Raw genomic sequence first — 23282 nt, 5'->3', positions numbered from 1 at the left:
TCACTATTTCCAACACAATAAACTCATGATATGCTCAATAAAATCATAAAATACTTTTTAGAGAACAAACTGGTGACCGTTCTCGTTTTAATAATGTTGGTTACCTGGGGGATTGTCACTTCCCCCTTCAATTGGAATACGGGCTTTTTGCCCAAAGACCCGGTGCCCGTGGATGCCATTCCCGATATTGGGGAAAACCAGCAAATTGTTTTCACGCAATGGCCCGGACGTTCGCCACAAGATATCGAGGATCAGATTTCTTATCCAATGACGACCTATTTACTGGGGATTCCAGGAGTGAAAACAATCCGTAGTTCATCCATCTTTGGATTTTCCAGTATCTATATCATTTTTGATGATGATGTGGAATTTTATTGGTCGCGTTCCCGGATCCTGGAAAAATTGAATTCACTTCCCACGGGTCTGTTGCCCGATGGCGTTACCCCGACTTTGGGTCCCGACGCCACGGCATTGGGACAGGTATATTGGTATACCTTGGAAGGAAGGGACAAGGATGGCAACCCTACGGGAGGATGGGATCTGCACGAGATACGGACCGCCCAGGATTTTTATGTGAAATATGGATTGAATGCCGTGGACGGGGTGTCCGAAGTGGCTTCGATCGGGGGTTATGTCCAAGAATATCAAGTGGATGTAAATCCGGATGCCCTAAAGGCCTATAATATCCCCTTATACAAGGTCATGGAGGCCGTACGGAAGTCGAACAGGGATGTGGGCGCCAAGACCATTGAAGTCAATCAAGCAGAATATTTGGTCAGGGGCTTGGGGTATGTCAAAAATACGGAAGACATAGAAAAGGCCGTGGTTGCCGTATTTGACAATGTCCCGGTTCGGATCAAGGATATTGGGGTGGTCAGCTTGGGACCGGCCACACGAAGGGGCGTGCTAGATAAAGGGGGCGCCGAAGTGGTAGGTGGCGTAGTGGTCGCCCGTTATGGTTCCAATCCCTTGGCGGTCATCAATAATGTGAAGGACAAGATCAAGGAAATCGCACCCGGATTGCCCAAGAAGACATTGGCCAATGGTGTGGTAAGCCAATTGACCGTGATCCCATTTTATGACCGGACACAGCTCATCCACGAGACCATAGGCACTTTGGAAAATGCCCTGTCGCACGAAATACTGATCAGCATCATCGTTGTACTGGTACTTGTCCTCAACTTGAGGGCCTCTGTGATCATATCCAGTCTATTGCCCGTCGGGGTACTAATGACCTTTATTGTCATGCAATATGCCGGGGTAGATGCCAATGTGGTCGCGCTTTCCGGAATAGCCATTGCCATAGGGGTGATGGTGGACGTGGGGATCGTGTTCGTCGAGAACATTATCCGACATTTGGAAATGCCCGAGAACCATGGTGCCAAGGGCAAGGAACTCATTCAGGTAATATATAGGGCCACCGTGGAAGTGGCCTCGGCAATTACCACGGCATTGGCGACCACTGTCGTGAGCTTTGTGCCTGTCTTTGCCATGCAATCGGCAGAAGGGAAGTTGTTTAGACCCCTGGCCTTTACCAAGACCTTCGCCCTGTTGAGCGCCTTTGTACTGGGAATCGTTGTACTGCCTGCCTTGGCCCATTTTGTACTGGGGGTGGATTATGACAAGAAACGGGTGCGACGATTTTGGTCCATTCTATTGATATCCACCGGGCTTATCTTTGCATTCTATGCCCAGATGTGGTTGCCATTGGTCATTTCACTCATTGGGTTGAACAATTTGATGGAACCCAAATGGCCGGAGCACTATAAATCGTTTCCCAACTATATCAATTTGGGATTGACCGTTTTTATCGCCTCGTTCTTCTTGACCGAGGAATGGATGCCCTTGGGACCCCAAAACGGTATTGTGGTCAACTACTTTTTTGTGTTGTTTCTAGTGGGCATTATCCTGGCCGCTTTGATGGGAATCGTACATTTCTATACACCGGTCCTAAAGTGGTGTCTGGAAAACAAGGGAAAGTTCATGCTCATCCCATTCGTGACCCTGTTTTTTGGGGTATTGGTTTGGCTGGGGTTCGATAGCACCTTTGGAATCGTGGCCAAAGGCTTTGAATCGGTAGGTTGGAAAAGTGTCAGACAGACCTCGGGATGGCAGGCAGCTTCCAAGAGATTCCCGGGAATAGGATCCGAGTTCATGCCATCACTCAATGAAGGTTCGTTCCTGTTGATGCCGACATCCATGCCGCATTCAGGGGTGGAATACAACAAAAGGGTGGTTGGACAGTTGGATATGCTCTTGGGAAGCATACCCGAAGTGGACTTGGTTGTCGGTAAACTCGGTCGCGTTGAATCCGCACTGGACCCTGCACCCATTTCCATGTATGAGAACATCATCAACTATAAACCTGAATTCATTGTGAATGAAGACGGACATAGGGTCCGTTATAAAGTAGATCGAAAAGATAGGTTCATTACCCAGCATAAAGACACTTTGACCAATGAGGAGGCCTTGCAGCGAGGGATTGCCGAGAAGGACCTGATCGTGGATGAGGACGGTGAGTTTTTCCGAAACTGGAGGCCCCATATCAAATCCCCCAACGATATCTGGGATGAGATCGTAAAGGTCACCAAAATCCCGGGCATAACCTCTGCTCCCAAATTACAGCCCATTGAAACCCGGTTGGTGATGCTGCAGACCGGAATGCGCGCTCCCATGGGGATCAAGGTTTTTGGACCCGATCTGAAGACCATCGAGGATTTTGGGATGCAATTGGAAGGTATCTTGAAGGAAGTGCCCTCGGTCAAGGCAGAAGCCGCATTCGCCGATAGAATAGTCGGCAAACCTTATTTGCACCTCAATATCAACAGGGACGGGATATCCCGATATGGTTTGAACATTGAAGATGTGCAGCAAAGCATCGAAACAGCGATCGGTGGGATGAAAATCACCTCCACCGTTGAGGGTAGGGAACGTTTTCCCGTGCGGGTGCGCTACCCGAGGGAATTGAGGGACGACCCGGAATCGTTGAAGAAAATTTTGATTCCCACACCGGTAGGGGCGCAAATTCCCTTATCCCAAGTGGTGGATTTTGAATATGTCCGCGGGCCTCAGGCCATCAAGAGCGAAAACACCTTTTTGGTGGGCTATGTGCTTTTTGATAAACGGGACGGTTTTGCGGAAGTCGATGTGGTGAACGATGCCCAGGAAGCCATCCAGAAAAAAATCGATGCAGGGGAATTAACGGTTCCCGCCGGAATAAGCTATAAGTTTTCTGGGAGTTATGAGAACCAAATCAGGGCAGTGAAAAGACTGTCCATTGTCATACCGATCAGTTTGATCGTGATTTTCTTGCTCCTGTTTTTTCAGTTCAAGACGGTCATCGCATCCTCCATCCATTTTTCAGGCGTTTTTGTTGCTTTTGCGGGAGGTTTCATAATGCTCTGGCTCTATGGTCAGGATTGGTTCATGAATTTTGCCATTGCAGGGGTCAACATGCGCGATCTGTTCCAAATGCACACGATCAACTTAAGCGTTGCGGTTTGGGTAGGATTTATCGCGCTTTTCGGTATTGCCACCGATGATGGTGTCATCATGGGTACGTACATCCACCAGGTTTTCGAGGAAAAGAACCCTCAAACCGTACCGGATGTGAGAGCGGCAGTTTTGGAGGCCGGGAAAAAAAGGGTGCGTCCCGCCATGATGACGGCAGCGGTGGCCATTATCGCCCTTTTACCAATACTCACCTCGACCGGAAAAGGGGCCGACATTATGATTCCCATGGCCATCCCGACTTTTGGGGGAATGACCATACAGATCATGACCATGTTCGTGGTCCCGGTACTCCAAGCCTATTGGAGGGAAACAGTCATTAAAAATCGCAACAAAGCATTGAAAAAAATACAGTAAAATGAAAAAGGTAGTGACCATTATATTTATCTTGACAAGTATCCTATCCAATGGCCAGACCTTGGAAGACTACTTTGAGATTGCTGCTGGGAACAACCCGGGGCTTCTTTCACAGTACAAAGATTTTGAGGCGGCGTTACAAAAGGTACCGCAGGTAAAGGCTTTACCAGATCCAAACCTGTCCTTTGGGTACTTCATCTCCCCGGTCGAAACCCGGGTAGGGCCCCAAAAGGCAAGGTTTTCACTGACTCAGATGTTTCCTTGGTTTGGAACCTTAAAGGCCCAAGGTGATGCCGCTGCACTTATGGCAGAGGCCAAGTACCAGTCTTTTTTGGATGCCAGGAACAAACTTTATTACGAGGTTTCAGCAGCTTATTTTCCATTGTACGAACTTAAGGAGTGGGTACGGATCGAAGAGGACAACATCGCCATTCTGGAATCCTACAAGACGGTTTCCAATACGAAATTTAAAAACGGCCTGGGATCATTGGTCGATGTCTTAAGGGTGGACGTGCTTTTAAAGGAAGCCCGGACGAATCTGGGTATCCTTAAACATAAGGAAATCCCCCTTTTGGCGTCCTTCAATAAACTATTGGACCGTAAGGAAGATGAACAAATAAACATCCCTGAGACCTTTGGGGTCAATGTACTGCCCATTGATTACACAAAAGATTCCTTGGTGGTGGACCATCCGCTTTTGAATTCCCTGGAATTAAAGGTCAAGGCAGCAGAGGTCTCTGAAAGGGCAGCCCTTAAACAAGGCTTGCCAAAAGTTGGGATCGGACTGGACTATGTAATGGTTGATAAGCGTACCGACATGGTGGTTCCCGATAATGGCAAGGATGTATTGATGCCCATGGTTACCTTGAGCCTGCCCCTATTCAGGGGTAAGTACAGGGCAGCCGAAAAGGAGGCCCAATTGATGCAGGAAAGTTATGCACTGCAAAAAAAGGAAGTCACCAATACATTGAAGACCAATTATGAAATGGCCGTTTTTGACATAAGGCAGCAGACGGATTTGATTTCCCTCTTTGATGAACAGATCATGGAATCGGAACAAGCACTCAATCTGTTGTTCACAGCCTATGGGAATTCCGGGAAGGACTTCGAGGAGGTGTTACGAATGCAGCAACAATTGTTGAAGTATACTAAATTGAAAATAAGCGCATTGACGCAATATGAAATAGCGTTGGCCAAGTTTAACTATATCACGGCAAAAAAATAATCAGATGAAATCAGAAACACAAAAAATAGTAAAAATAGCCTTGTCCACCTTGGTTCTTGGACTTTTGCTGGGATGGCTATTGTTCGGGGGCTCCAAGGGCAATGCCACAGAGGAACACCAACATACTTCGGAAGTATCGGGAGAAACCATTTGGACCTGCTCCATGCATCCCCAGATCAGACAGACGGAACCGGGAGATTGTCCCATTTGTGGGATGGACTTGATCCCTTTGGAAAATGACAACGGTTCGGAACTGGACCCCATGGCCGTTAGCATGTCGAAAACCGCCATGCAGCTTGCCAATGTCACTACGGAAATCGTGGGCAAGACCGCCCCGGTCAAATTGATCGATCTTAATGGAAAGGTGGAAGCGGATGAACGATCGATCTATTCCCAATCTTCCCATATTCCCGGGAGGGTGGAACGGCTAATGGTCAATTTTACAGGGGAGTACATCAAACAGGGGCAGATCATCGCCTATATTTATTCCCCTGACCTGGTCACTGCCCAAGAGGAACTTTTTGAAGCAAGAAAGGTAGCGGACACCCAACCGCAGTTTTTTAATGCCGCCAAGGAAAAATTAAAAAACTGGAAGCTTTCCGACAACCAAATCGCACAGATACTTCAATCCGGGACCGTTAAGGAGGAATTGCCGATACATGCCGATGTTTCAGGCTACGTTACCGAAAAAATGGTAAACCTTGGCGACTATGTCAACAAGGGCAAGGCATTATATCAAATTGCCAACCTGAACAGCGTTTGGGTATTGTTCGATATTTATGAGTCCGACATGCCCTGGGTAAGGAAAGGCGACGAAGTGGTCTTTACCATACCCTCCCTCCCGGGCGAAAATTTCAAAGGCAGGATTTCCTATATCGACCCGGTGATCAATCCCATGACAAGGGTTGCCAAGGCCAGAATCGAGATCGGGAACACCGGTTTAAGGTTAAAGCCGGAAATGTTCGCTTCCGGAACCGTAAAAGCAAAACAGCCCATTGCATCAGAAGCGATAACCATTCCTAAGTCGGCAGTGATGTGGACCGGGGAACGTTCTGTGGTATACATCAAGAATACCACATCCAATGGGGTGAATTTTGTGTTGCGCGATGTCACCTTGGGACCATCGTTGGGAAATGGTTTCATTGTCAAGGAGGGGCTGCAAGAAGGGGATGAGATCGCGGTAAACGGGACCTTTAGTATCGACGCGGCGGCCCAATTGGCCGGGAAACCGAGCATGATGAATCCTGAAGGTGGGCCCGCCATGACGGGACATAACCACGGAGGCATGAAGATGGGGGATGACAAGGGTACAGGCGGTAGCGATCATTCGGAAATGGATATGGGGGATCCCGGCTTGGAAAACAAAACAGACCATTCTGATATGAACCAGCGAATGACGGCGACAGCGACTTTTAAAAACCAATTAAAACAGGTGTTGAGCGCCTACTTGGAGTTAAAGGATGCCCTTGTCAATGATAATGGTACCAAGGCAAATGCCGCTGCAAAAAAAGTGTTGTCGGCCTTGGAACATGTGGATATGAAACAATTGACGGACAAGAAGGCGCACGGCCATTGGATGACGATATCGAAGGAAATCTCCAGTTCGGCGAATTCCATTTCAAAGATATCGGATGTCAAGGTGCAACGCAACCATTTTAAACAGCTGTCCGCCCATTTATCCAATGGTATCAAGCTTTTTGGGGTGGATCAAAAGATATACGAACAGTTTTGCCCGATGGCCGATAACAACAAAGGTGCCTATTGGTTGAGTACGACCAAAGAGATCACAAACCCCTATTTCGGAGAGGCTATGTTGACCTGCGGTGAAATCACCGATGAAATGTAATTGAACAAATGTAAATGAATGAATGATGAAAATATTGAAATCTAAAATCTTGTTTTTTGTCCTAACTGCCTTGACGACCCATGTTTTTGGGCAAGTGGGGACAAATGGTGAGGACAGAAAAGAGGAAGGTAGACCCGTTCGGGAATACAATCTTGTACTGGAACAGAACAAATTGACCCTCGGTGGGGTCACTGCCGATGCAATGACCATCAATGGGAGTATTCCGGGACCGGTCTTGGAATTCAACGAGGGTGACTTCGCCCTGATCAACGTGACCAATAAGATGGATGTGGAAACCTCCGTACACTGGCATGGATTGATCTTGCCCAATTTTTATGACGGGGTTCCCTATTTGACCACACCGCCCATAGAACCTGGCACAACTTTCCAATATCGGATTCCGATCAACCAATCAGGTACCTATTGGTACCATTCCCACACCATGCTGCAAGAGCAAAAGGGGGTGTATGGCTCGATACTGATCCATCCCAAGGAAAAGACGTTGGACTACGATAAGGATTTGGTCGTGGTGCTCTCCGATTGGACGAACGAAAAGGCCATGAACGTGCTCCGAAACCTTAAACGGGGAAACGAGTGGTACCAGGTCAAAAAAGGGACCGCGGTGCCCTTGAGCAGGGTCATCAAGGAAGGTGCACTAGGTGCACAACTCAAATTTTGGCGAGATCGTATGGAAGGAGCGGATATTGCGGATATCTACTACCCCGCATTTTTGACCAATGGGAAAACATTGGCCGAATACCCTGATTTCAAACCAGGGGAAAAAGTGCGGCTCCGGTTCGTCAATGCCTCTGCCTCCACCTATTATTGGATGGATTTCGGTGGCGGTAACCCCATGGTGGTTTCCGGGGATGGTGTCGATGTGGAGCCTGTTTCCAAAAGTCGTTTTCTTTTTGGCATTGCCGAGACCTATGATGTCATCGTGACCGTTCCTGAAGGCACTTTGGAGGTAACGGCCACGGCACAGGACGGCTCCGGGCATACCTCGTTGCATTTAGGGCAGGGAACGCTTTTTCCCGCAACGACCATCGATAGGCCCGACAAAGTGGCGATGATGAAACAAATGGCCCAAATGGACATGAAAATGGGAGCTCCGGCAATGGCCGGCAACAAGAAGAAAAATACACCCGAATATTTGATGCAAAAGTATGGGATGCAGATGGACATGAAGGATGGCAGCATGGATATGGGTATGCACAATGGGATGTCGATGGATAAGACCGAAATGAGCGGTCAAAAGGATAAACCCATTGCGAAGATGGATGATAAAAGGCCTATGAATGCGAATGAAGATCATAGGCACATGGAGATGGATAAAAAGATGGGGGATATGGCAGGAATGGAAAAGGATTCAACGTCAATGAAATCCACCGGACATAAGGACAAGATGGAAAACCCTATGGTTCAGACTATGCCAATGATGCAGAAAGACACTTCAGCTTTTGATTACGATACCCGTAAAACGTATTTCAACTATGACTTCTTAAAAGCAAAGGAAAGTACTACCTATAATGCCGATCTGCCCGTCAATGACATTCTGTTGAACCTGACGGGAAATATGCAACGGTATATCTGGAGTATGAACGGTGTGCCACTTTCAGAAACCGATAAGATCAAGATCAAAGGTGGGGAAGTAACCCGGATCACCCTCAACAACCTGACCATGATGCACCATCCGATGCACCTCCATGGGCATTATTTCAGGGTCATCAATGAGAATGGTGAAAAGTCACCCTTGAAACATACGGTCAATGTGCCGCCCATGCAGAAAGTGGTCATCGAATTTTATAATGAAGAGTACGGGGATTGGTTTTTCCACTGTCATATCCTCTACCACATGATGGGGGGCATGGCCAGGGTTTTCAGTTATGATACCCCAAGGGATCTGAGGATGAAGGATTTTCCTGTTCAAAAGTTGGTAGATGAAACTGACCATTATTATGCTTGGGGTGCTGCCAGATTGGGTTCCAATTTTAATGAACTCTTCCTTGTTTCAAGTAATATCAGGAATGAATTTGGGGTACGGGCAGAATTTGACTACGACCAAAATGCCGAGGTGGAAGTCAATTATAACAGGTATCTCAATGACTGGGTACGGGTCTATGCAGGGGTAAACACGGAAACCTCCATCCCTGATTCCTATGACCGTTTCAATACAGTGGGACTGATAGGGGTCAAGTATTTTACCCCATACCGCTTTAATATGGATGTGAGTATGGACCACCAGCTGCGTCCAAGAATAAGGTTGGATAGGGAACTATTGCTTTTTCCCAGGATTTTCCTCGAGGGGGAATATGAATTTCGGGCCGATTTTGGATGGGTCAACGATTTGGGGAATTCATCCTATGAAAGTGAGACCCAATGGCTGGTAGGGGCCTCCTATATCCTTTCACGTAATTTTTCAATCCAGGCCAATTACAACAACCGATATGGTTGGGGCGGAGGCCTGCTAGCCCGTTTTTAAATGGCAGAATACAAAAAAAATAGCCTGAGTCTGACCAATACCATTGCTTTGGGAACCGGTGTGATGATCGGTGCGGGAATTTTTGCGCTCTTGGGTCAGGTTGCCGAACTCTCCGGCCAATGGTTTCCCTTTGCTTTTTTAATCGGGGCAGTCATCTCAGGTTTCAGTTCCTACACCTATGTCAAAATGTCCAATACCTACCCCTCTGCCGGGGGCATTGGCATGTACCTCAAAAAGGTTTACGGTAAAACGGCCTGGACCGCTACCGGTGCACTGCTGATGGCCCTTTCCATGGTCATCAATGAGAGTTTGGTGGCCCGGACGTTCGGGACCTACGTATTGGAGCTTTTTGATGTGGAGTCGAAAGGATTCTGGCCCCCGATCCTTGGGGTATTGTTGTTGATCACAGCCTTTATTGTCAATGTGATGGGAAACAAAGCTATCGGGGGATCGTCCTTGGTCATGGCCATACTAAAAATCGGCGGGATAGCGGTTTTTGCCATTGGTGGCCTTTGGGCAGCTGGATTTACCTTTGATCAGGTCGTTCCTTCCCAGTCCTTGACCGAGCATTCCCTGGTGGATTATTTGGGGGCATTGGCACTGTCGATATTGGCCTATAAGGGTTTTACCACCATTACCAATAGTGGGGATGAGATCGTCGATCCCAAACGTAACGTGGGACGGGCCATTGTCATTTCTTTGGTGATATGTACCCTGGTCTATCTCATGGTGGCATTTGCGGTCTCTTCCAATCTTTCCATCCAGGAAATCATTGCGGCCAAGGACTATTCGCTGGCCGAGGCATCCAGACCCGCTTTTGGAAAATATGGGGTCTGGTTCACCGTTGGTCTGGCGATCATATCCACCGTTTCCGGGGTCGTTGCCAGCATTTTTGCCGTTTCCCGGATGACCACCATGCTCACTGAAAAGGAATTGATACCACATCGACATTTTGGGATTCCCGGGGACATACAGAAACATATGTTGGTGTATACCGTGGTGATTGCCATAGGGCTCACCATGTTGTTCGATCTGAGCCGGATCGCTGCATTGGGGGCCATCTTTTATTTGATCATGGATATCGGGATCCATTGGGGGGTCCTAAACAATCTACGAAAGGAAATCGGTGCAAATCCCATTATCCTCATTACGGCCCTTGTGCTGGATGTACTGGTGTTGGGCGCCTTTATTTGGTCAAAGGCCGGTATTGATCTTTTGGTGGTCATTGTTGCCCTGGTATTGATGGTGCTTATTTTTTTCGGGGAACGATTGTTTTTGGGGAAAAAGCGTACGGTCGAGGAAGAATAAGGGTAGAGTGCTTGCGTGGGAGAAATGGAAAATTAGATGAAAAAATTAAAATAGTAACAATAATGGGGGATAATACAAATATGCCGACCCCGGGCAATCAAAATCAGGAATTAATCTTAAAATCAATTACAATGAAAAGAACAACAGTTACATTAAGTACAATTGCCATTGCGCTATTGACCGTTACCGTGATTTCCTGTAAGGACGGTAAGAAGGAAACAAATGACAAGGAAGGAGCCCATATGGAGATGGGAACGGAAGAGGGCCATCACCATGAGAGCTCTGCGGGGGAAATGGACCACGGGACCATGGACCATGATATGGGTTCGTCCGATGCACAGGGCACATCTGTGATCGATAGCTACCTCCAACTGAAGGATGCCCTGGTGGCGGACAATAAGGATGAAGCGGCCAAATCGGGCCAAGCCTTGGCCAGTGCCTTGGGCAGCTTTGATATCAGCGTATACGATGAACAGCAACAGAAGGAGCTGTCCGATATCATTGAAGTGGCCAAGGAACATGGGGAGCATATCGCCAAAAGTGATATCGGTCACCAACGGGAACACTTTGAGGGACTGGGCAAGGATATGGTCGATTTTATTGCCATAACCGGGACTTCCAAAACCTTGTACCAACAATTCTGCCCCATGTACAACAACAACCAAGGAGGAACGTGGCTCAGCGCAAGTAGCGAAATCCAGAATCCATTTTTTGGAAGTAAGATGTTGACCTGTGGTAAGGTGCAAAAGGAAATCAATTAAATGAAAGTACTGAAAATCATAGTATTGGTAGTGCTGTTGGGATTTGTGGGCATCCAGTTTGTGCCCACAGATCCCAACTTGAGCGATGTGGTTCCCGATACGGACTTCATGTCGGTGAACCAGGTTGCCAAGGATATCGAACACGATTTGCGGGTATCTTGCTATGATTGCCACAGTAACAACACCCAATACCCGTGGTACAATAAGGTCCAACCCATCGCCTGGTTTTTGGAAGAACACATAAAAGAGGGAAAGGAAGAACTCAATTTCAATGAATGGGGCGACTATTCGGATCGAAGAAAAAGGAGCAAACTAAAGTCCATCGCAAGTCAGATCGAAGACGATAAGATGCCCCTATCTTCCTATACCCTGATCCATAAGGATGCAAAATTATCGGTGGAAGAGAAAGAACGGATATTGACCTTGGTAAATGATCTAATGGAAGAATTGGATAATTGAAAATGACATGGAAATTACCCTAAAACCGGGACAAACGATATTGCTATTGTTGTTGGTCATGTCCGGTTACTATGAATGAGGAAATAAAGTCCTGAAAGGGAGGGGAACACCCAAAGTTGATTGGTTGGTGAGTTAGTTAGTTAATCGTTCCCTTCCCTTGTCAGGCACTAATGGAAAAAAAGGATGAAAGATTGTTGTCGTGACAATGGACCTGTGCAGCCGAAAAAGGCCATTTTAAAAAAATGGTTGGCCCATATCCTGTATGGGATCGTCATTTCGATTGTCCTGGGAGCCTTTATCATACAATATATACTAACCTAAACAATGTTAAAACAAACCAATGAAACGTATTACTTTACAGATTTTTCTAATGGCCGTATTTCTCACAGGGACAAGCTTTGGCCAAACAAACCCTAACAAGGAAAACCTAGACCAGGACAGGGCCGCTGTGCTGAGGATATTGGAAAGCTATAAAGAAGCACTGCAAAACTTGACCACGGAAGGTACCTTGGAGCTTTTTGCGGAAGATTCCGAAGTTTTTGAATCCGGGGGCGTGGAAGGCACCTATCAACATTATCACGACCATCATATAGGTCCAGAACTTGGACATTTCAACAGTTTTAAGTTCTCGGATTATACCATTGAAGTGAAGGTGGAGCTACCCTTTGCCTTTACTACGGAAAGCTATGTCTATACCATTGGCCTAAAATCGGAAAATGGAGGTGAGGGCAAAACGATCAGCAGAAAAGGGGTTGCCACCACCATCCTTAAAAAAACGGATGGGGATTGGAAAATTGTAAAGATGCATAACTCCTCACGGAACAACGGGAAGAACTAATGGTCGGAAGAAAAACATCGATGAAGGTCAGAAAGATACATAGATATCTTGGCCTATTTATTGGGATCCAGTTCCTAATGTGGACCATCAGTGGACTATATTTTAGTTGGACGGACATTGACGAGATCCATGGAGATCAATTCATCAAGGAGCATCCGGACCAGTCAGAATTTGGGAATTTAATTGCTCCCAATGGACACGGGAACGTTAAAATCAAATCTTTGGAAATGAGAAATATAGGGGGAAGTCCCTATTATTGGATCAATGGTGAGGTTTTGATGGATGCACAAACGGGGGAGATCAAAAAGGGTATCGATGAACAACAGGCCTTGGCCGTTGCTTCACAGTATATGTTGCCCGAACTTAAGGTCAAAAGTGTTGAAAGACTCACCCAAACAGGTGGGCAGCACGAGTATCGTGGACGTCCATTACCGGCCTATGTGATCACCTATGAAACGGATGAAAACCTTAAAGCGTATGTCTCAGAGACCGATGGGTCGTTTCAACGTGTAAGGCATCGGTCCTGGAGATGGTTCGATTTTTTGTGGATGACCCATACCATGGACTATGAGGGACGGGACGATTTTAACACCATGGTTTTACGGATTTTTTCCCTGATGGGATTGATTACCGTTTTGAGTGGATTCTTGTTGTGGTATGTCAGCTCACCAACGATCAGAAAATTATGGAAAAGGCGATAGTTCAAACACATTGACATACTTATTTGGCAAAGGACTCCTGTTAGGAGCAAATAGTTGACTATTGTGCCAGTTGAACCATTTTGGGAAAAATGAGCGAACTTAGGAGGCAAAGACGAAAGAAAAAAAGGGGGCTGGCGAAAAGGAAACGGGACCCGGCCAAGAATAGAAAGGAAAAAAGAATGAAAATCCTTGGCATATTGGCCTTGATATTGATCGTTATATTGGCAGTGGTCGTCATTTTTTTGAAGGCCCTGTGGAAATTCACTGCATGATATGGAAGTTGGGTCCAGTAAATCGAAAGATGTGTTGTACATCAAAAACATGGTCTGTCCGAGATGCATCATGGCCGTCAAAGGTATTTTGGACGATGAGGGCATTCCCTATATGAATGTGTCGTTGGGTGAAATAACCCTCAATGGGAAAATCACGCCTGAAAAACGGGAAGGTCTCAACGAACGACTTGAGAAAATTGGATTTACGATCATCAACGATCGTAAAGGTCAGTTGATAGAACAGATCAAAAACCTAGTGATTGAGGCGATACACTACACCGGACCCATGGAAAAGGTCAAATGGCCCGAATACCTTTCCGATGGATTGCATCTTGACTATAAGTATCTTAGTTCGCTGTTTTCCGCGGTGGAAAGCATTACCTTGGAGCAATATATCATCAACCAAAAGATTGAAAAGATCAAAGAGTTTCTTGTTTATGACGAATTGGGCTTAAAGGAAATAGCGTTTCAATTGGACTATAGCAGCGTTGCCTATTTAAGCAACCAATTTAAAAAAGTTACTGGAATGACACCTACACAATTTAAGAAAAGTGCCATACAAAATAGAATATCGCTTGATGATATTTAACCTCTACCATTAAGGGCGCAATACCTTTCCAAGGAACCAGCCTCCTAAACGCTATTTAAAAAACACCTTTCTTCGCAAATGGGTCAAGGTTTGTTTTTTTTCAAACAACGCCCTTATACAGAAAGTGTTACTTTTCCCATACGTGTTGGAACCAACATTGTTGATTCTAGGTGTAAAATTGTTAAAATAAAAAATGATCACAACATGAAAAGAAGATACCAAATAGAAGGAATGACTTGTGATGGCTGTAGGGGGCACGTTGAAGAAGCTCTTTTCAATGTGGCCGGTGTAGCCGATGTAGCGGTCGATCTAAAAAACGCAGAAGCTACAGTGGAGTCGCAATTTGAGGTCCCCCTTGAAAAGCTACAAAAGGCATTGGAAAATAAGGGGGGTCAATATAAAATACAAGCGATGAACAAAGCCAATTGAACCGATATACGATAACTGGAACAGGTAAATTGTCAGGCCTACAATTGGAATGGAACAATTCAATACTCGAAAGTCAAGGAATAATCACAATAACCAGATAAAATTTGCACAATGGAAGATAGTCAAAGGAAATCCAATAATTATTTAAAGTTTTTTGCGATGATTGGTACTTCAATGGTCGCCATGTTTTTTTTAATGTACACCCACTCATATCAAATCATTGATCATTTTTGGTATAGTGAGACTAGATTTTTCATGACTTTGATCATGGGGGGATCGATGATCATTATTATGCTGCTATATATGCTACAGATGTATAAAGACCGACGCAAGAACATGTCAATATTAGCCTTGGGTGTTTTGTTGATTGCAGGTGGGATATGGCTGGTCAGGAGTCAGGTTACCGTTTCAGGAGTCGACTACATGGAAGGAATGATACCCCATCATTCCATTGCTATTTTGACCAGTGAACGTTCTCAAATAAAAGATGTCAGGGTACGGGAGCTTGCCAATGAAATTATCAAGGCACAACGCAGGGAGATAATGGAAATGCAGTGGTTGATAAACGACATCAAGGAAAATGGAATAGTGGAAACCGAAGCAGGAAAAGAAAAGCGGCCTATTCCTAAATTCGAGGGATCTCTTAGGGAAGAAACAAAGAATCTGGCCGAATGAGAGGCGATTATTTACTACCAATATTCTTGTTTTGCCCCAAGTTCACTACAATGGTTTGTCCTATCGAATATATTCTAAACTGATCGGGGCAAATTCTCCAAAAAAGATTGACGTGGGCGAACCTGATTTCATAGATGTTGCCGAATTCTATAAACCACTCACCAATTATAAGTACTTGACGAGGAAAGATAAAAGTTGATTTTTCGGAAAATTCTACAACTCTTTCAGTAAATAACGTAACAGTCCATTTTAGGTCTATTCTGAAATTTGTACCATACAAATTGGAGTAGAAAATGGATGCAATCGATATTATTGAGGACACCGAAAGGAAAGCGAAGACGGTGTCAAAAAAATCTTTCCCGGTCACTGGAATGACCTGTGCTGCCTGTGCATCCAGCGTGGAATCCATGCTGGGCCATACCGAAGGGGTCTACAATGCCAGTGTCAACTTTGCCAACAGTACGGTCCTTGTGGAGTATGACAGTGCTATGGACCTAAGCGATCTTCAAAATGCGGTACGTCAAATCGGTTATAATATAATTGTGGATGCCGAGGATCCTACCGAAGTACAGGAAGAGCTTTCGAAAAAGCATTATGTATCCATAAAAAAGCGAACCCTTTGGTCCGCTATTTTGACACTTCCCATTTTCCTTCTTGGGATGTTTTTTATGGATTGGGTCCCGGGTAGGTGGATTTCGTTGGTACTTGCCGTTCCTATCCTGTTCTGGTTTGGCCGAAGCTTTTTCATAAATGCCTTCAAACAGGCCAGATTCGGTAAGGCCAATATGGATACCTTGGTCGCACTCAGTACGGGCATTGCCTTTTTGTTCAGTGCATTCAATACCTTTTTTCCTGAATTTTGGCTCAGTAAAGGCATGGAACCCCATGTATATTATGAGGCGGCCACAGTGATCATCACCTTTATTTCATTGGGGAAATTATTGGAAGAAAAGGCGAAATCAAATACATCCTCCGCCATAAAGAAATTGATAGGGTTGCAGCCCAAGACCTTAAAGGTGATAGAAGATGGGGAGGAAAGGGAAATCTCTATTTCTTCGGTCAAGGTAGGTCAAACGATATTGGTCAGACCGGGAGAGAAAATCCCTGTGGATGGAACAGTGTCCAAAGGAAGTTCCTATGTTGATGAAAGTATGATCACGGGCGAACCCGTCCCTGTAGAAAAGACAAAGGGTGAAAAAGTTTTTGCCGGTACCGTAAACCAAAAAGGAAGCTTTCAGTTTGTAGCTGACCGGGTGGGAGGGGAGACCCTTTTGTCCCAGATCATCAAGATGGTGCAGGAAGCACAGGGGAGCAAGGCGCCCGTACAAAAATTGGTGGACAGGATTGCCGGTATTTTTGTTCCCGTGGTAATGACGATTTCAGTGGTGACATTTATCACCTGGATGTTCCTGGGAGGTGAGGACGCTTTTACCCATGCACTGTTGACCGCAGTTGCCGTATTGGTAATAGCTTGTCCTTGTGCGCTGGGTTTGGCAACCCCCACAGCCATCATGGTGGGAATCGGCAAGGGGGCCGAACACAATATCCTCATCAAAGATGCGGAAAGTTTGGAGTTGGGTTACAAAGTAAATGCCATTGTCCTGGATAAAACGGGAACCATAACAGAAGGAAAGCCAGTGGTGACCGATATGGTCTTTGCGGACCATGTGACCGATCACAGGGGCCTGGAGCAAATTTTATATGCCATGGAAGGACAGTCCGAACATCCCTTGGCTGAAGCCGTGGTCTCCTTTTTAAAAAATAGAAAGGTAAATCCGATCGAAATTTTGAACTTCAATAGTATTACAGGAAAAGGTGTTCGAGCTGAGGCATTGGATGGAACCCAATACCTTGTGGGCAATCATAAGTTGATGGTCGAAAAAGGAATCGCCATGGATGACAACCTGGGGCACATGGTCGAAGGGTTAGAGCAGGAGGCCAAAACGGTCATATACTTTGGCGGTGGAGGCAAGGTAAAGGCGATTTTGGCCATTATGGATAGCATAAAAAAGTCCTCAAAGGAAGCCATACGGGAAATGCAGGGGAATGGTATGGAAGTTTACATGATGACCGGTGATAACAAGATGACAGCTGAAGCCGTATCACAACAGGTGGGTATCAAAAGCTATGAAGCCGAAGTGCTCCCATCAGAGAAAGCTGATTTTGTAAAAAGGCTTCAAGAAAGTGGAAAGGTGGTCGCCATGGTGGGCGATGGTATCAATGATTCGCAGGCACTTGCCCAAGCAGATGTCAGCATCGCCATGGGCAAAGGGTCCGACATAGCCATGGATGTCGCGAAAATGACCCTGATCACCTCTGATTTAAATGCGATTCCCAAAGCGCTGAAGCTCTCCCATAAGACCGTTATAGGTATAAGGCAAAATCTTTTTTGGGCCTTTATATACAATATCATTGGAATTCCTATAGCTGCAGGGCTGCTGTATCCGATCAATGGATTTTTGTTGGACCCGATGATCGCTGGTGCCGCTATGGCTTTTAGCAGTGTATCGGTCGTATTGAACAGTTTGAGGCTTAAAACGATTAAACTATAGTAATTTTCTAATTTAAAATCGATGAACATGAGTACATTACAATTCAAATCAAATATTAAGTGCAGTGGGTGTGCCAATACCGTAAAACCATTTTTGGATAAGGTGGATGGCGTGACCGATTGGTCTGTTGACTTTGCCTCCCAAGACAAATTGTTGATCGTACAGACCACAAGTGCCACGGAAGAGGAAATCACTTCTGCTGTTGAATCGGCTGGATATCATTTGACCAAGAAATAAAAGGAACGTCCAGAAGAATATATTAAAAGGTTCGAATAGGATTGGGGGTTACCTTAATCCTATTCGGGTTGTATAAGTTTATTGGATTTTTCTACACAACTTCGGTATAGGCATGGTCATTGGTAGTATTGAAAACATCACAAGATTCAGGTATCACTGCAATCAAAATCTCTAAACTCGATCGTGTCCATCATGTAAGGTGGACCAGTAATGGCTTGGCTGGAACACCGGTGGCAAAAATCTAAATCTTGTAATTTATACGGCTAGGTTAAAATTGACAATCAAAGTTCTTATTATATCTGCTTGTCGATAGGCCGAATAGATGCTTAACTTGTTTGTGATGAGCTTTTGAACTCACAAAAATTCCTTTGTCTATTTTGATTTAAAATTAAATAAAACAAGATGGTGTGGTTTGATTTTAAATATCGATATTTACGTTGTGAAAATCATTATTTCACACGAAGATGTCCTATGGGATGTCCTATTTTGGGAAAATCGACATAATATTCTGGATATTAATGGGTTAGCACCTCGTCAAGAGGTCAGTCATCCCGACTTACCTTGTTTAAGTAAAATCAAAACACTGTTAATCTTATGATTTTCAGTGTTTTGTGTTTTTGGGCATATCATCTAAAATCAATTAAAACCATCTAAAATCATATCAAGGGTGTTCTTATCGGGAGCAGACTATTACACTTTATGTTGTAATTTTAGATGACTTCATGAAGCATTTTGCTTGTGTTTTGACTTTCGCAGTATTAACAGTTTAAAACGTTGCAACATGCAGAAAAACAATCGTTTAACAATTAATTTCTTTACTAGAAAGCACAAGGTGCAATCCGAGAACCGGATTGTCTATTGTAGGATCACCATCGATGGTGAGCGTACCGATTTTAGCATAAATCGGGAGATAAAAGCCAATTTATGGGACAATAACCGTAAAAGGGGCAAGGGTTTTTCCAGTTATGTGATTTCCCTGAACAAGTACCTGGACCAAATTTATACAGGACTACATGAGGCCCATAGATTGATGATGGCAGAAGAAAAAGTAATCACTCCATTATACATCAAAGCAAGATTTTTTGGGGAAGATGAGGGCGGAAAAACATTGAAACAATTGATTGCCTACCACAATGGAACCATGCACACTTCTTTACGTCCGGGAACCAGAAAGAATTACCACATCACAGAACGATGTGTAGGCCTATTTTTAAAAGAGGAATATGGGATGGAGGATATAAAGCTCAAAAAATTGAATTATCGTTTTATTTCCGACTTTGAACAGTATCTAAGAAAGTACAGACCATCTACACGGACCAAATGCACCAACAACGGGGCCATGAAACATATGGAACGGCTAAAGAAAATGTCGAGGTTGGCCGTTCGGTTGGATTGGATAACAAAAGACCCTTTTGAAAACTATAAACTGCGTTTTGAGAAAACCGAACGGGAATATTTAACTAAGCGTGAATTGAGATTGATAGAAGAAACCACGTTCACAAAGGAGGGGGTTGAGAAATGCAAGAATGTGTTTCTTTTCTCGTGCTATACTGGCCTATCCTACATTGATTTGAAGGCATTGACACCTGACCATGTTCTTAAGGGAATAGACGGTAACGACTGGTTGTTTACAAAAAGGATAAAGACAGACGAGAAACTCAAAATCCCGTTACTGCCGCAAGCAAAGGATATCATCAAGAAATATGAAGATTCTGCCGAAAGGAGAATAACAAAAGTCCTATTGCCTGTTTACAGTAATCAGAAGGTCAATTATTACCTAAAGGAAATCTGCAAAGCTTGTGGGATAAACAAGAAGGTGACATTCCACACGGCGAGACACACTTTTGCAACAACGGTAACACTATCCAATGGAGTTCCAATTGAAACTGTGTCCAAAATGCTCGGTCACACCAAACTTACCACCACCCAAATTTATGCAAGGGTCTTGGAAAAGAAAGTCGGTGAAGATATGAGGAAATTGGTTGAAACGATGGGCGATAAGTAAAGCTTTTTAGTAAGAAATAATCAAATTCATCGATTTTATTCCATTTTAGGAGTATATAAATGTATTTTACATCCATATAACCTAGTTGTGGTGCATTTAAGACAGACATTTTGAAACAAATTTTAATAATTGCAATTATGTTCTCATTTTTTGGTTGTAAAAACAAAACCGAAGAACTTCCATATTTCGGAACAATTACATTATCCAATGCTCGGGACTATGAAATTGAAAACATAAAGATTAATAACAATAATGTATCAATTGACCTAAACTTTGAACTTGATAAAATAAATCGCAAAACTTTAAGTAATGTTCGGAGTATTTTAGAAAGTTTAGAATCTATCGATAAACAAAATCAGAATAAATTTCGAAATTACATCTCAGAAGATGGAATGGTCCAAGACTATTTTAATTTCTACATCCAAGAATATGACTTTCAACAATTAAATAATTATTTAAATGACGCTGATCAAAGTCTACTAATAGAATTACGACTATTAAACGCAACTAAACTTAAAAGGGTTGGAATATATCCCGATTCACCAAGTTCTTTTGCCGTTTTGGACTATAAAGTTTTTGATGAGTATTCAGACCAAATTTTAGTAGTGGTTTTGAACGAAAAAGGCGAAATAGAAAAAATAACAATTGAAAGCTAAATAATAAAAAAAACGACACCACAACACAGTATATTAAACATTGTGGCGCAGTTGCTATAAACAGAGTCTCGGCGCAAAATAAACAAAAGATTAAACGAAATTAATTAACCAAAACCCACAACGTATCATATACAAATACGCTGGCCTACATAAACAACCATGACTGGAATGTTGAAAAAGCTGAGAGACACCTTTAAACAACGACATGATATTTTGTTGACAAAAAAAACAAAAGAATATTATAAAGGTCTAAATAACAAAGACCTAGTGGAACTAATCATCGCCTTTCCAAATACGAGTGAAAACCTTTCTAAATTTTGTCTAGATCTATTAATTCAACGGGAGAAGAACCAAGATTTAGAATTTGAAATAGCGAAAGGTTTGGAAATGTGTTATCAAACAAAATCAGATAAAATAAAAGTATTCGAATACTTAGTTAAGGAAAAAAATATTCTTCGGTCGAGTATATATCAATACGCAAAGGAATTTATGGTTAAACGATATTTCGATTATTACCTAAATGGATCACATTGGAATTCGAAAAATCAAATCCTTAAAAGTTCGATTTTGACCGAGCTTGAAATACAACAATGTGCTAAAATCGCGATGAGCGATTATAAAAAGCATGTTGAGGATTCACTTCGAAATATTGAAATGTATACTTAAAAATAATATGTAGAATACATATGTATACAAACAACGTGCATAATCAATTGCGGTCGGATTTGCCTGCCGGAAAATTCTGCATTCGATTATCTTTTACTCTTGGCGGACACTTTTGTCCCGAAAGGTCGTATCTTATTATACACAAGAACGTTTTGAAAAACCGAACGAAATAAATATGACAAATCATTTACAACTATTTCTTCTATCAATATTGCTTTTGACTTTTAGTTGTAAAGAGAAGTCAAGTGGACAAAAAAAGAGCGGAACAGAAAAGCAAGTGGAGCAAAAAGTATTAATTGAACAACCAAAAGATTCAGTTGAGAAGAAAAAAAGAAAAAATACACCCAAGCATTACGAGCAAAAATATGTAGTTGCGAGGTCTGGGCTTAATTATAGAGATTTACCTAATGGAAATGTTTTAGGTAAATTTCCATTGAACACTCATTTAAAAATTATTGAATACACCAATATTACCGACCAAATAAAAGACGGAGAATGGGTAATCAAAGGGGAATGGGTAGGTGTTGAGAAAGATTTAGATACAGTTTATGTATTCAATGGTTTCTTGTCATATTCTTCTGTTAAGTCTGATATAAAATTGTATTCTTCTTCCCCCTTTTATAAAGAGAAAGATGGAAAAACAAGAATTGCCTTTTTAAATCTATCAGAAACCTATTTTTATGATGAAAATGGAAAACGAAACCAAGAATCAATACTTACAGAAAATGATTTAGAAAATGACACTATAAGACTGAATCCAAATCAAAGAAAAAAACTTATTAATGGACTTAAAATATCCGAATCGGATAAAGTATTTGTCTACCTAATTAAATATGACAGTATCTTAAGTTTTAATATTAAGGATTTGCCCGCGATTGCCTGTGTCAATATATATGGTTCAGATAATTACAGCAATCTCGAAGATGCCTATGAATTTGGATTTGATTTAGATGGAAAAATTATAGATTCGGATAATTTCGTATATATCGGCCAAAAAAATCCTTTTCAAACAGGTATGCTTGAATCCATAGTTTGGAAAAGAATAGATGACCGTGACTTTCCAAAAAAATTCAGTACTGACATTATTGATGTTAGCAGAAGACGTTGGTTCAATGGCATCGAGGCTGGTCAGTCCTATATATTTTCAGCTAATAATCTCGATTATTTTATTCAAAACTTGATTAAAGATGAAAAAATGAAACATCGATATGTTGTAGTCGTTGATTCAAAAACCAAGAATATTATTTATGAAAATGTTCAAATAGATTCAGAAGGCACTTATTTAATTCCTTTGATAACAGAGGATTCAAAAGAGCAGTATTACAGTCAGTGGACTGGAAAATTATTTATAAATAAACCTGTTATTATGTTTGGTTTTTTAGGTCATAATTTTGGTTGTCCTTCCATTGCTGTTTTGGATGAAACCGAACCACCAATACCCATACTTTGTGACAACAGGCATTAATAAATCGAACGCATAGCAAAGAGCTGAGTTAAATGATGCGTCTTTTTAAGCCAATTTCAACAACTTAGTGGACACCGTTAACAAGGCCAGCTTTTTGCTGTTTGCTATCGTTTTTAATCGGGCTAAATTTCGGTGTGCTAGAGTAATACCGTGACAAACAAATCTCATTTCATATAGTTCCTCATAGCATTGAATAATCAAGAAATATATAAAATTGATTATATTTATAAAGTGTCTTGGAACACAAAT

18 protein-coding genes are annotated in these 23282 nt (G+C 43.1%); all 18 read left to right on the top strand.

The annotated features are described in order from the left end of the window. Positions 1-30 precede the first annotated feature (30 nt). The 18 genes from GVT53_RS10125 (at position 31) to GVT53_RS10040 (ending at position 23033) form a co-directional block, all read left to right on the top strand. Positions 31-3867, top strand: a complete 3837-nt coding sequence (locus GVT53_RS10125; RefSeq protein WP_166248540.1) for an efflux RND transporter permease subunit — start codon at positions 31-33, stop codon at positions 3865-3867. Between the two features lies 1 nt (position 3868). Further along, entirely contained in the window at positions 3869-5092 is a 1224-nt protein-coding gene (locus GVT53_RS10120) for a TolC family protein (protein ID WP_166248539.1), read from the top strand. Between the two features lie 4 nt (positions 5093-5096). Continuing rightward, the gene (locus tag GVT53_RS10115) at positions 5097-6938 is read left to right on the top strand and encodes an efflux RND transporter periplasmic adaptor subunit (protein ID WP_067035951.1); all 1842 of its coding nucleotides are present in this window, start codon (positions 5097-5099) and stop codon (positions 6936-6938) included. 25 nt (positions 6939-6963) lie between these two features. Next, positions 6964-9420 carry a multicopper oxidase domain-containing protein gene (locus GVT53_RS10110; protein ID WP_036385870.1) on the top strand — a complete coding sequence of 819 codons (2457 nt, stop codon included), beginning with the start codon at positions 6964-6966 and terminating at the stop codon, positions 9418-9420. Beyond that, on the top strand, positions 9421-10728 hold the full coding sequence (locus tag GVT53_RS10105) for an APC family permease (protein WP_166248538.1): 1308 nt from the start codon (positions 9421-9423) through the stop codon (positions 10726-10728). Between the two features lie 131 nt (positions 10729-10859). Then, positions 10860-11489, top strand: coding sequence for a DUF3347 domain-containing protein (locus GVT53_RS10100; RefSeq protein WP_067035964.1), 630 nt, complete (start codon positions 10860-10862; stop codon positions 11487-11489). Beyond that, positions 11490-11948: a heme-binding domain-containing protein gene (locus GVT53_RS10095; RefSeq protein ID WP_036385864.1), complete on the top strand. Its 459-nt coding sequence runs from the start codon at positions 11490-11492 to the stop codon at positions 11946-11948. Between the two features lie 340 nt (positions 11949-12288). Then, positions 12289-12786 (top strand): YybH family protein, encoded by a 498-nt coding sequence (locus GVT53_RS10090; protein ID WP_036385862.1) that lies wholly within the window; start codon positions 12289-12291, stop codon positions 12784-12786. Continuing rightward, positions 12786-13487, top strand: coding sequence for a PepSY domain-containing protein (locus tag GVT53_RS10085; protein ID WP_166248537.1), 702 nt, complete (start codon positions 12786-12788; stop codon positions 13485-13487). The genes GVT53_RS10090 and GVT53_RS10085 overlap by 1 nt, the downstream gene beginning before the upstream one ends. Before the next feature lie 273 nt (positions 13488-13760). Beyond that, on the top strand, positions 13761-14348 hold the full coding sequence (locus GVT53_RS10080) for a helix-turn-helix domain-containing protein (protein ID WP_036383511.1): 588 nt from the start codon (positions 13761-13763) through the stop codon (positions 14346-14348). A gap of 204 nt (positions 14349-14552) precedes the next feature. Continuing rightward, a complete protein-coding gene (locus GVT53_RS10075) occupies positions 14553-14777 on the top strand; it encodes a heavy-metal-associated domain-containing protein (protein WP_161594393.1) in 225 nt (74 codons plus the stop codon). Positions 14778-15113: 336 nt separating this feature from the next. Further along, on the top strand, positions 15114-15452 hold the full coding sequence (locus GVT53_RS21050) for a DUF305 domain-containing protein (RefSeq protein ID WP_235855789.1): 339 nt from the start codon (positions 15114-15116) through the stop codon (positions 15450-15452). Positions 15453-15745: 293 nt separating this feature from the next. Beyond that, entirely contained in the window at positions 15746-18004 is a 2259-nt protein-coding gene (locus GVT53_RS10065; protein WP_166248536.1) for a heavy metal translocating P-type ATPase, read from the top strand. Positions 18005-18031: 27 nt separating this feature from the next. Beyond that, positions 18032-18241 (top strand): heavy-metal-associated domain-containing protein, encoded by a 210-nt coding sequence (locus GVT53_RS10060; RefSeq protein WP_090297511.1) that lies wholly within the window; start codon positions 18032-18034, stop codon positions 18239-18241. A 781-nt stretch (positions 18242-19022) separates the two neighbouring features. Beyond that, a complete protein-coding gene (locus GVT53_RS10055) occupies positions 19023-20246 on the top strand; it encodes a site-specific integrase (RefSeq protein ID WP_166248535.1) in 1224 nt (407 codons plus the stop codon). Positions 20247-20356: 110 nt separating this feature from the next. Then, positions 20357-20902: a DUF2004 domain-containing protein gene (locus tag GVT53_RS10050; protein WP_166248534.1), complete on the top strand. Its 546-nt coding sequence runs from the start codon at positions 20357-20359 to the stop codon at positions 20900-20902. Between the two features lie 168 nt (positions 20903-21070). After that, positions 21071-21568 (top strand): hypothetical protein, encoded by a 498-nt coding sequence (locus GVT53_RS10045; RefSeq protein WP_166248533.1) that lies wholly within the window; start codon positions 21071-21073, stop codon positions 21566-21568. Between the two features lie 175 nt (positions 21569-21743). Continuing rightward, positions 21744-23033, top strand: coding sequence for a hypothetical protein (locus GVT53_RS10040; RefSeq protein ID WP_166248532.1), 1290 nt, complete (start codon positions 21744-21746; stop codon positions 23031-23033). Positions 23034-23282: the final 249 nt, after the last annotated feature.

This window comes from Flagellimonas oceani (assembly GCF_011068285.1).
GTDB lineage: Bacteria > Bacteroidota > Bacteroidia > Flavobacteriales > Flavobacteriaceae > Flagellimonas > Flagellimonas oceani.
This window is presented reverse-complemented; position numbering and strand designations above follow the sequence as displayed.

Bases quoted from the DNA above. Each gene is read 5' to 3' on its own strand.
- GVT53_RS10125 (WP_166248540.1), top strand. From the start codon at position 31: ATGCTCAATAAAATCATAAAATACTTTTTAGAGAACAAACTGGTGACC.
- GVT53_RS10120 (WP_166248539.1), top strand. From the start codon at position 3,869: ATGAAAAAGGTAGTGACCATTATATTTATCTTGACAAGTATCCTATCC.
- GVT53_RS10115 (WP_067035951.1), top strand. From the start codon at position 5,097: ATGAAATCAGAAACACAAAAAATAGTAAAAATAGCCTTGTCCACCTTG.
- GVT53_RS10110 (WP_036385870.1), top strand. From the start codon at position 6,964: ATGAAAATATTGAAATCTAAAATCTTGTTTTTTGTCCTAACTGCCTTG.
- GVT53_RS10105 (WP_166248538.1), top strand. From the start codon at position 9,421: ATGGCAGAATACAAAAAAAATAGCCTGAGTCTGACCAATACCATTGCT.
- GVT53_RS10100 (WP_067035964.1), top strand. From the start codon at position 10,860: ATGAAAAGAACAACAGTTACATTAAGTACAATTGCCATTGCGCTATTG.
- GVT53_RS10095 (WP_036385864.1), top strand. From the start codon at position 11,490: ATGAAAGTACTGAAAATCATAGTATTGGTAGTGCTGTTGGGATTTGTG.
- GVT53_RS10090 (WP_036385862.1), top strand. From the start codon at position 12,289: ATGAAACGTATTACTTTACAGATTTTTCTAATGGCCGTATTTCTCACA.
- GVT53_RS10085 (WP_166248537.1), top strand. From the start codon at position 12,786: ATGGTCGGAAGAAAAACATCGATGAAGGTCAGAAAGATACATAGATAT.
- GVT53_RS10080 (WP_036383511.1), top strand. From the start codon at position 13,761: ATGGAAGTTGGGTCCAGTAAATCGAAAGATGTGTTGTACATCAAAAAC.
- GVT53_RS10075 (WP_161594393.1), top strand. From the start codon at position 14,553: ATGAAAAGAAGATACCAAATAGAAGGAATGACTTGTGATGGCTGTAGG.
- GVT53_RS21050 (WP_235855789.1), top strand. From the start codon at position 15,114: ATGTCAATATTAGCCTTGGGTGTTTTGTTGATTGCAGGTGGGATATGG.
- GVT53_RS10065 (WP_166248536.1), top strand. From the start codon at position 15,746: ATGGATGCAATCGATATTATTGAGGACACCGAAAGGAAAGCGAAGACG.
- GVT53_RS10060 (WP_090297511.1), top strand. From the start codon at position 18,032: ATGAGTACATTACAATTCAAATCAAATATTAAGTGCAGTGGGTGTGCC.
- GVT53_RS10055 (WP_166248535.1), top strand. From the start codon at position 19,023: ATGCAGAAAAACAATCGTTTAACAATTAATTTCTTTACTAGAAAGCAC.
- GVT53_RS10045 (WP_166248533.1), top strand. From the start codon at position 21,071: ATGTTGAAAAAGCTGAGAGACACCTTTAAACAACGACATGATATTTTG.
- GVT53_RS10040 (WP_166248532.1), top strand. From the start codon at position 21,744: ATGACAAATCATTTACAACTATTTCTTCTATCAATATTGCTTTTGACT.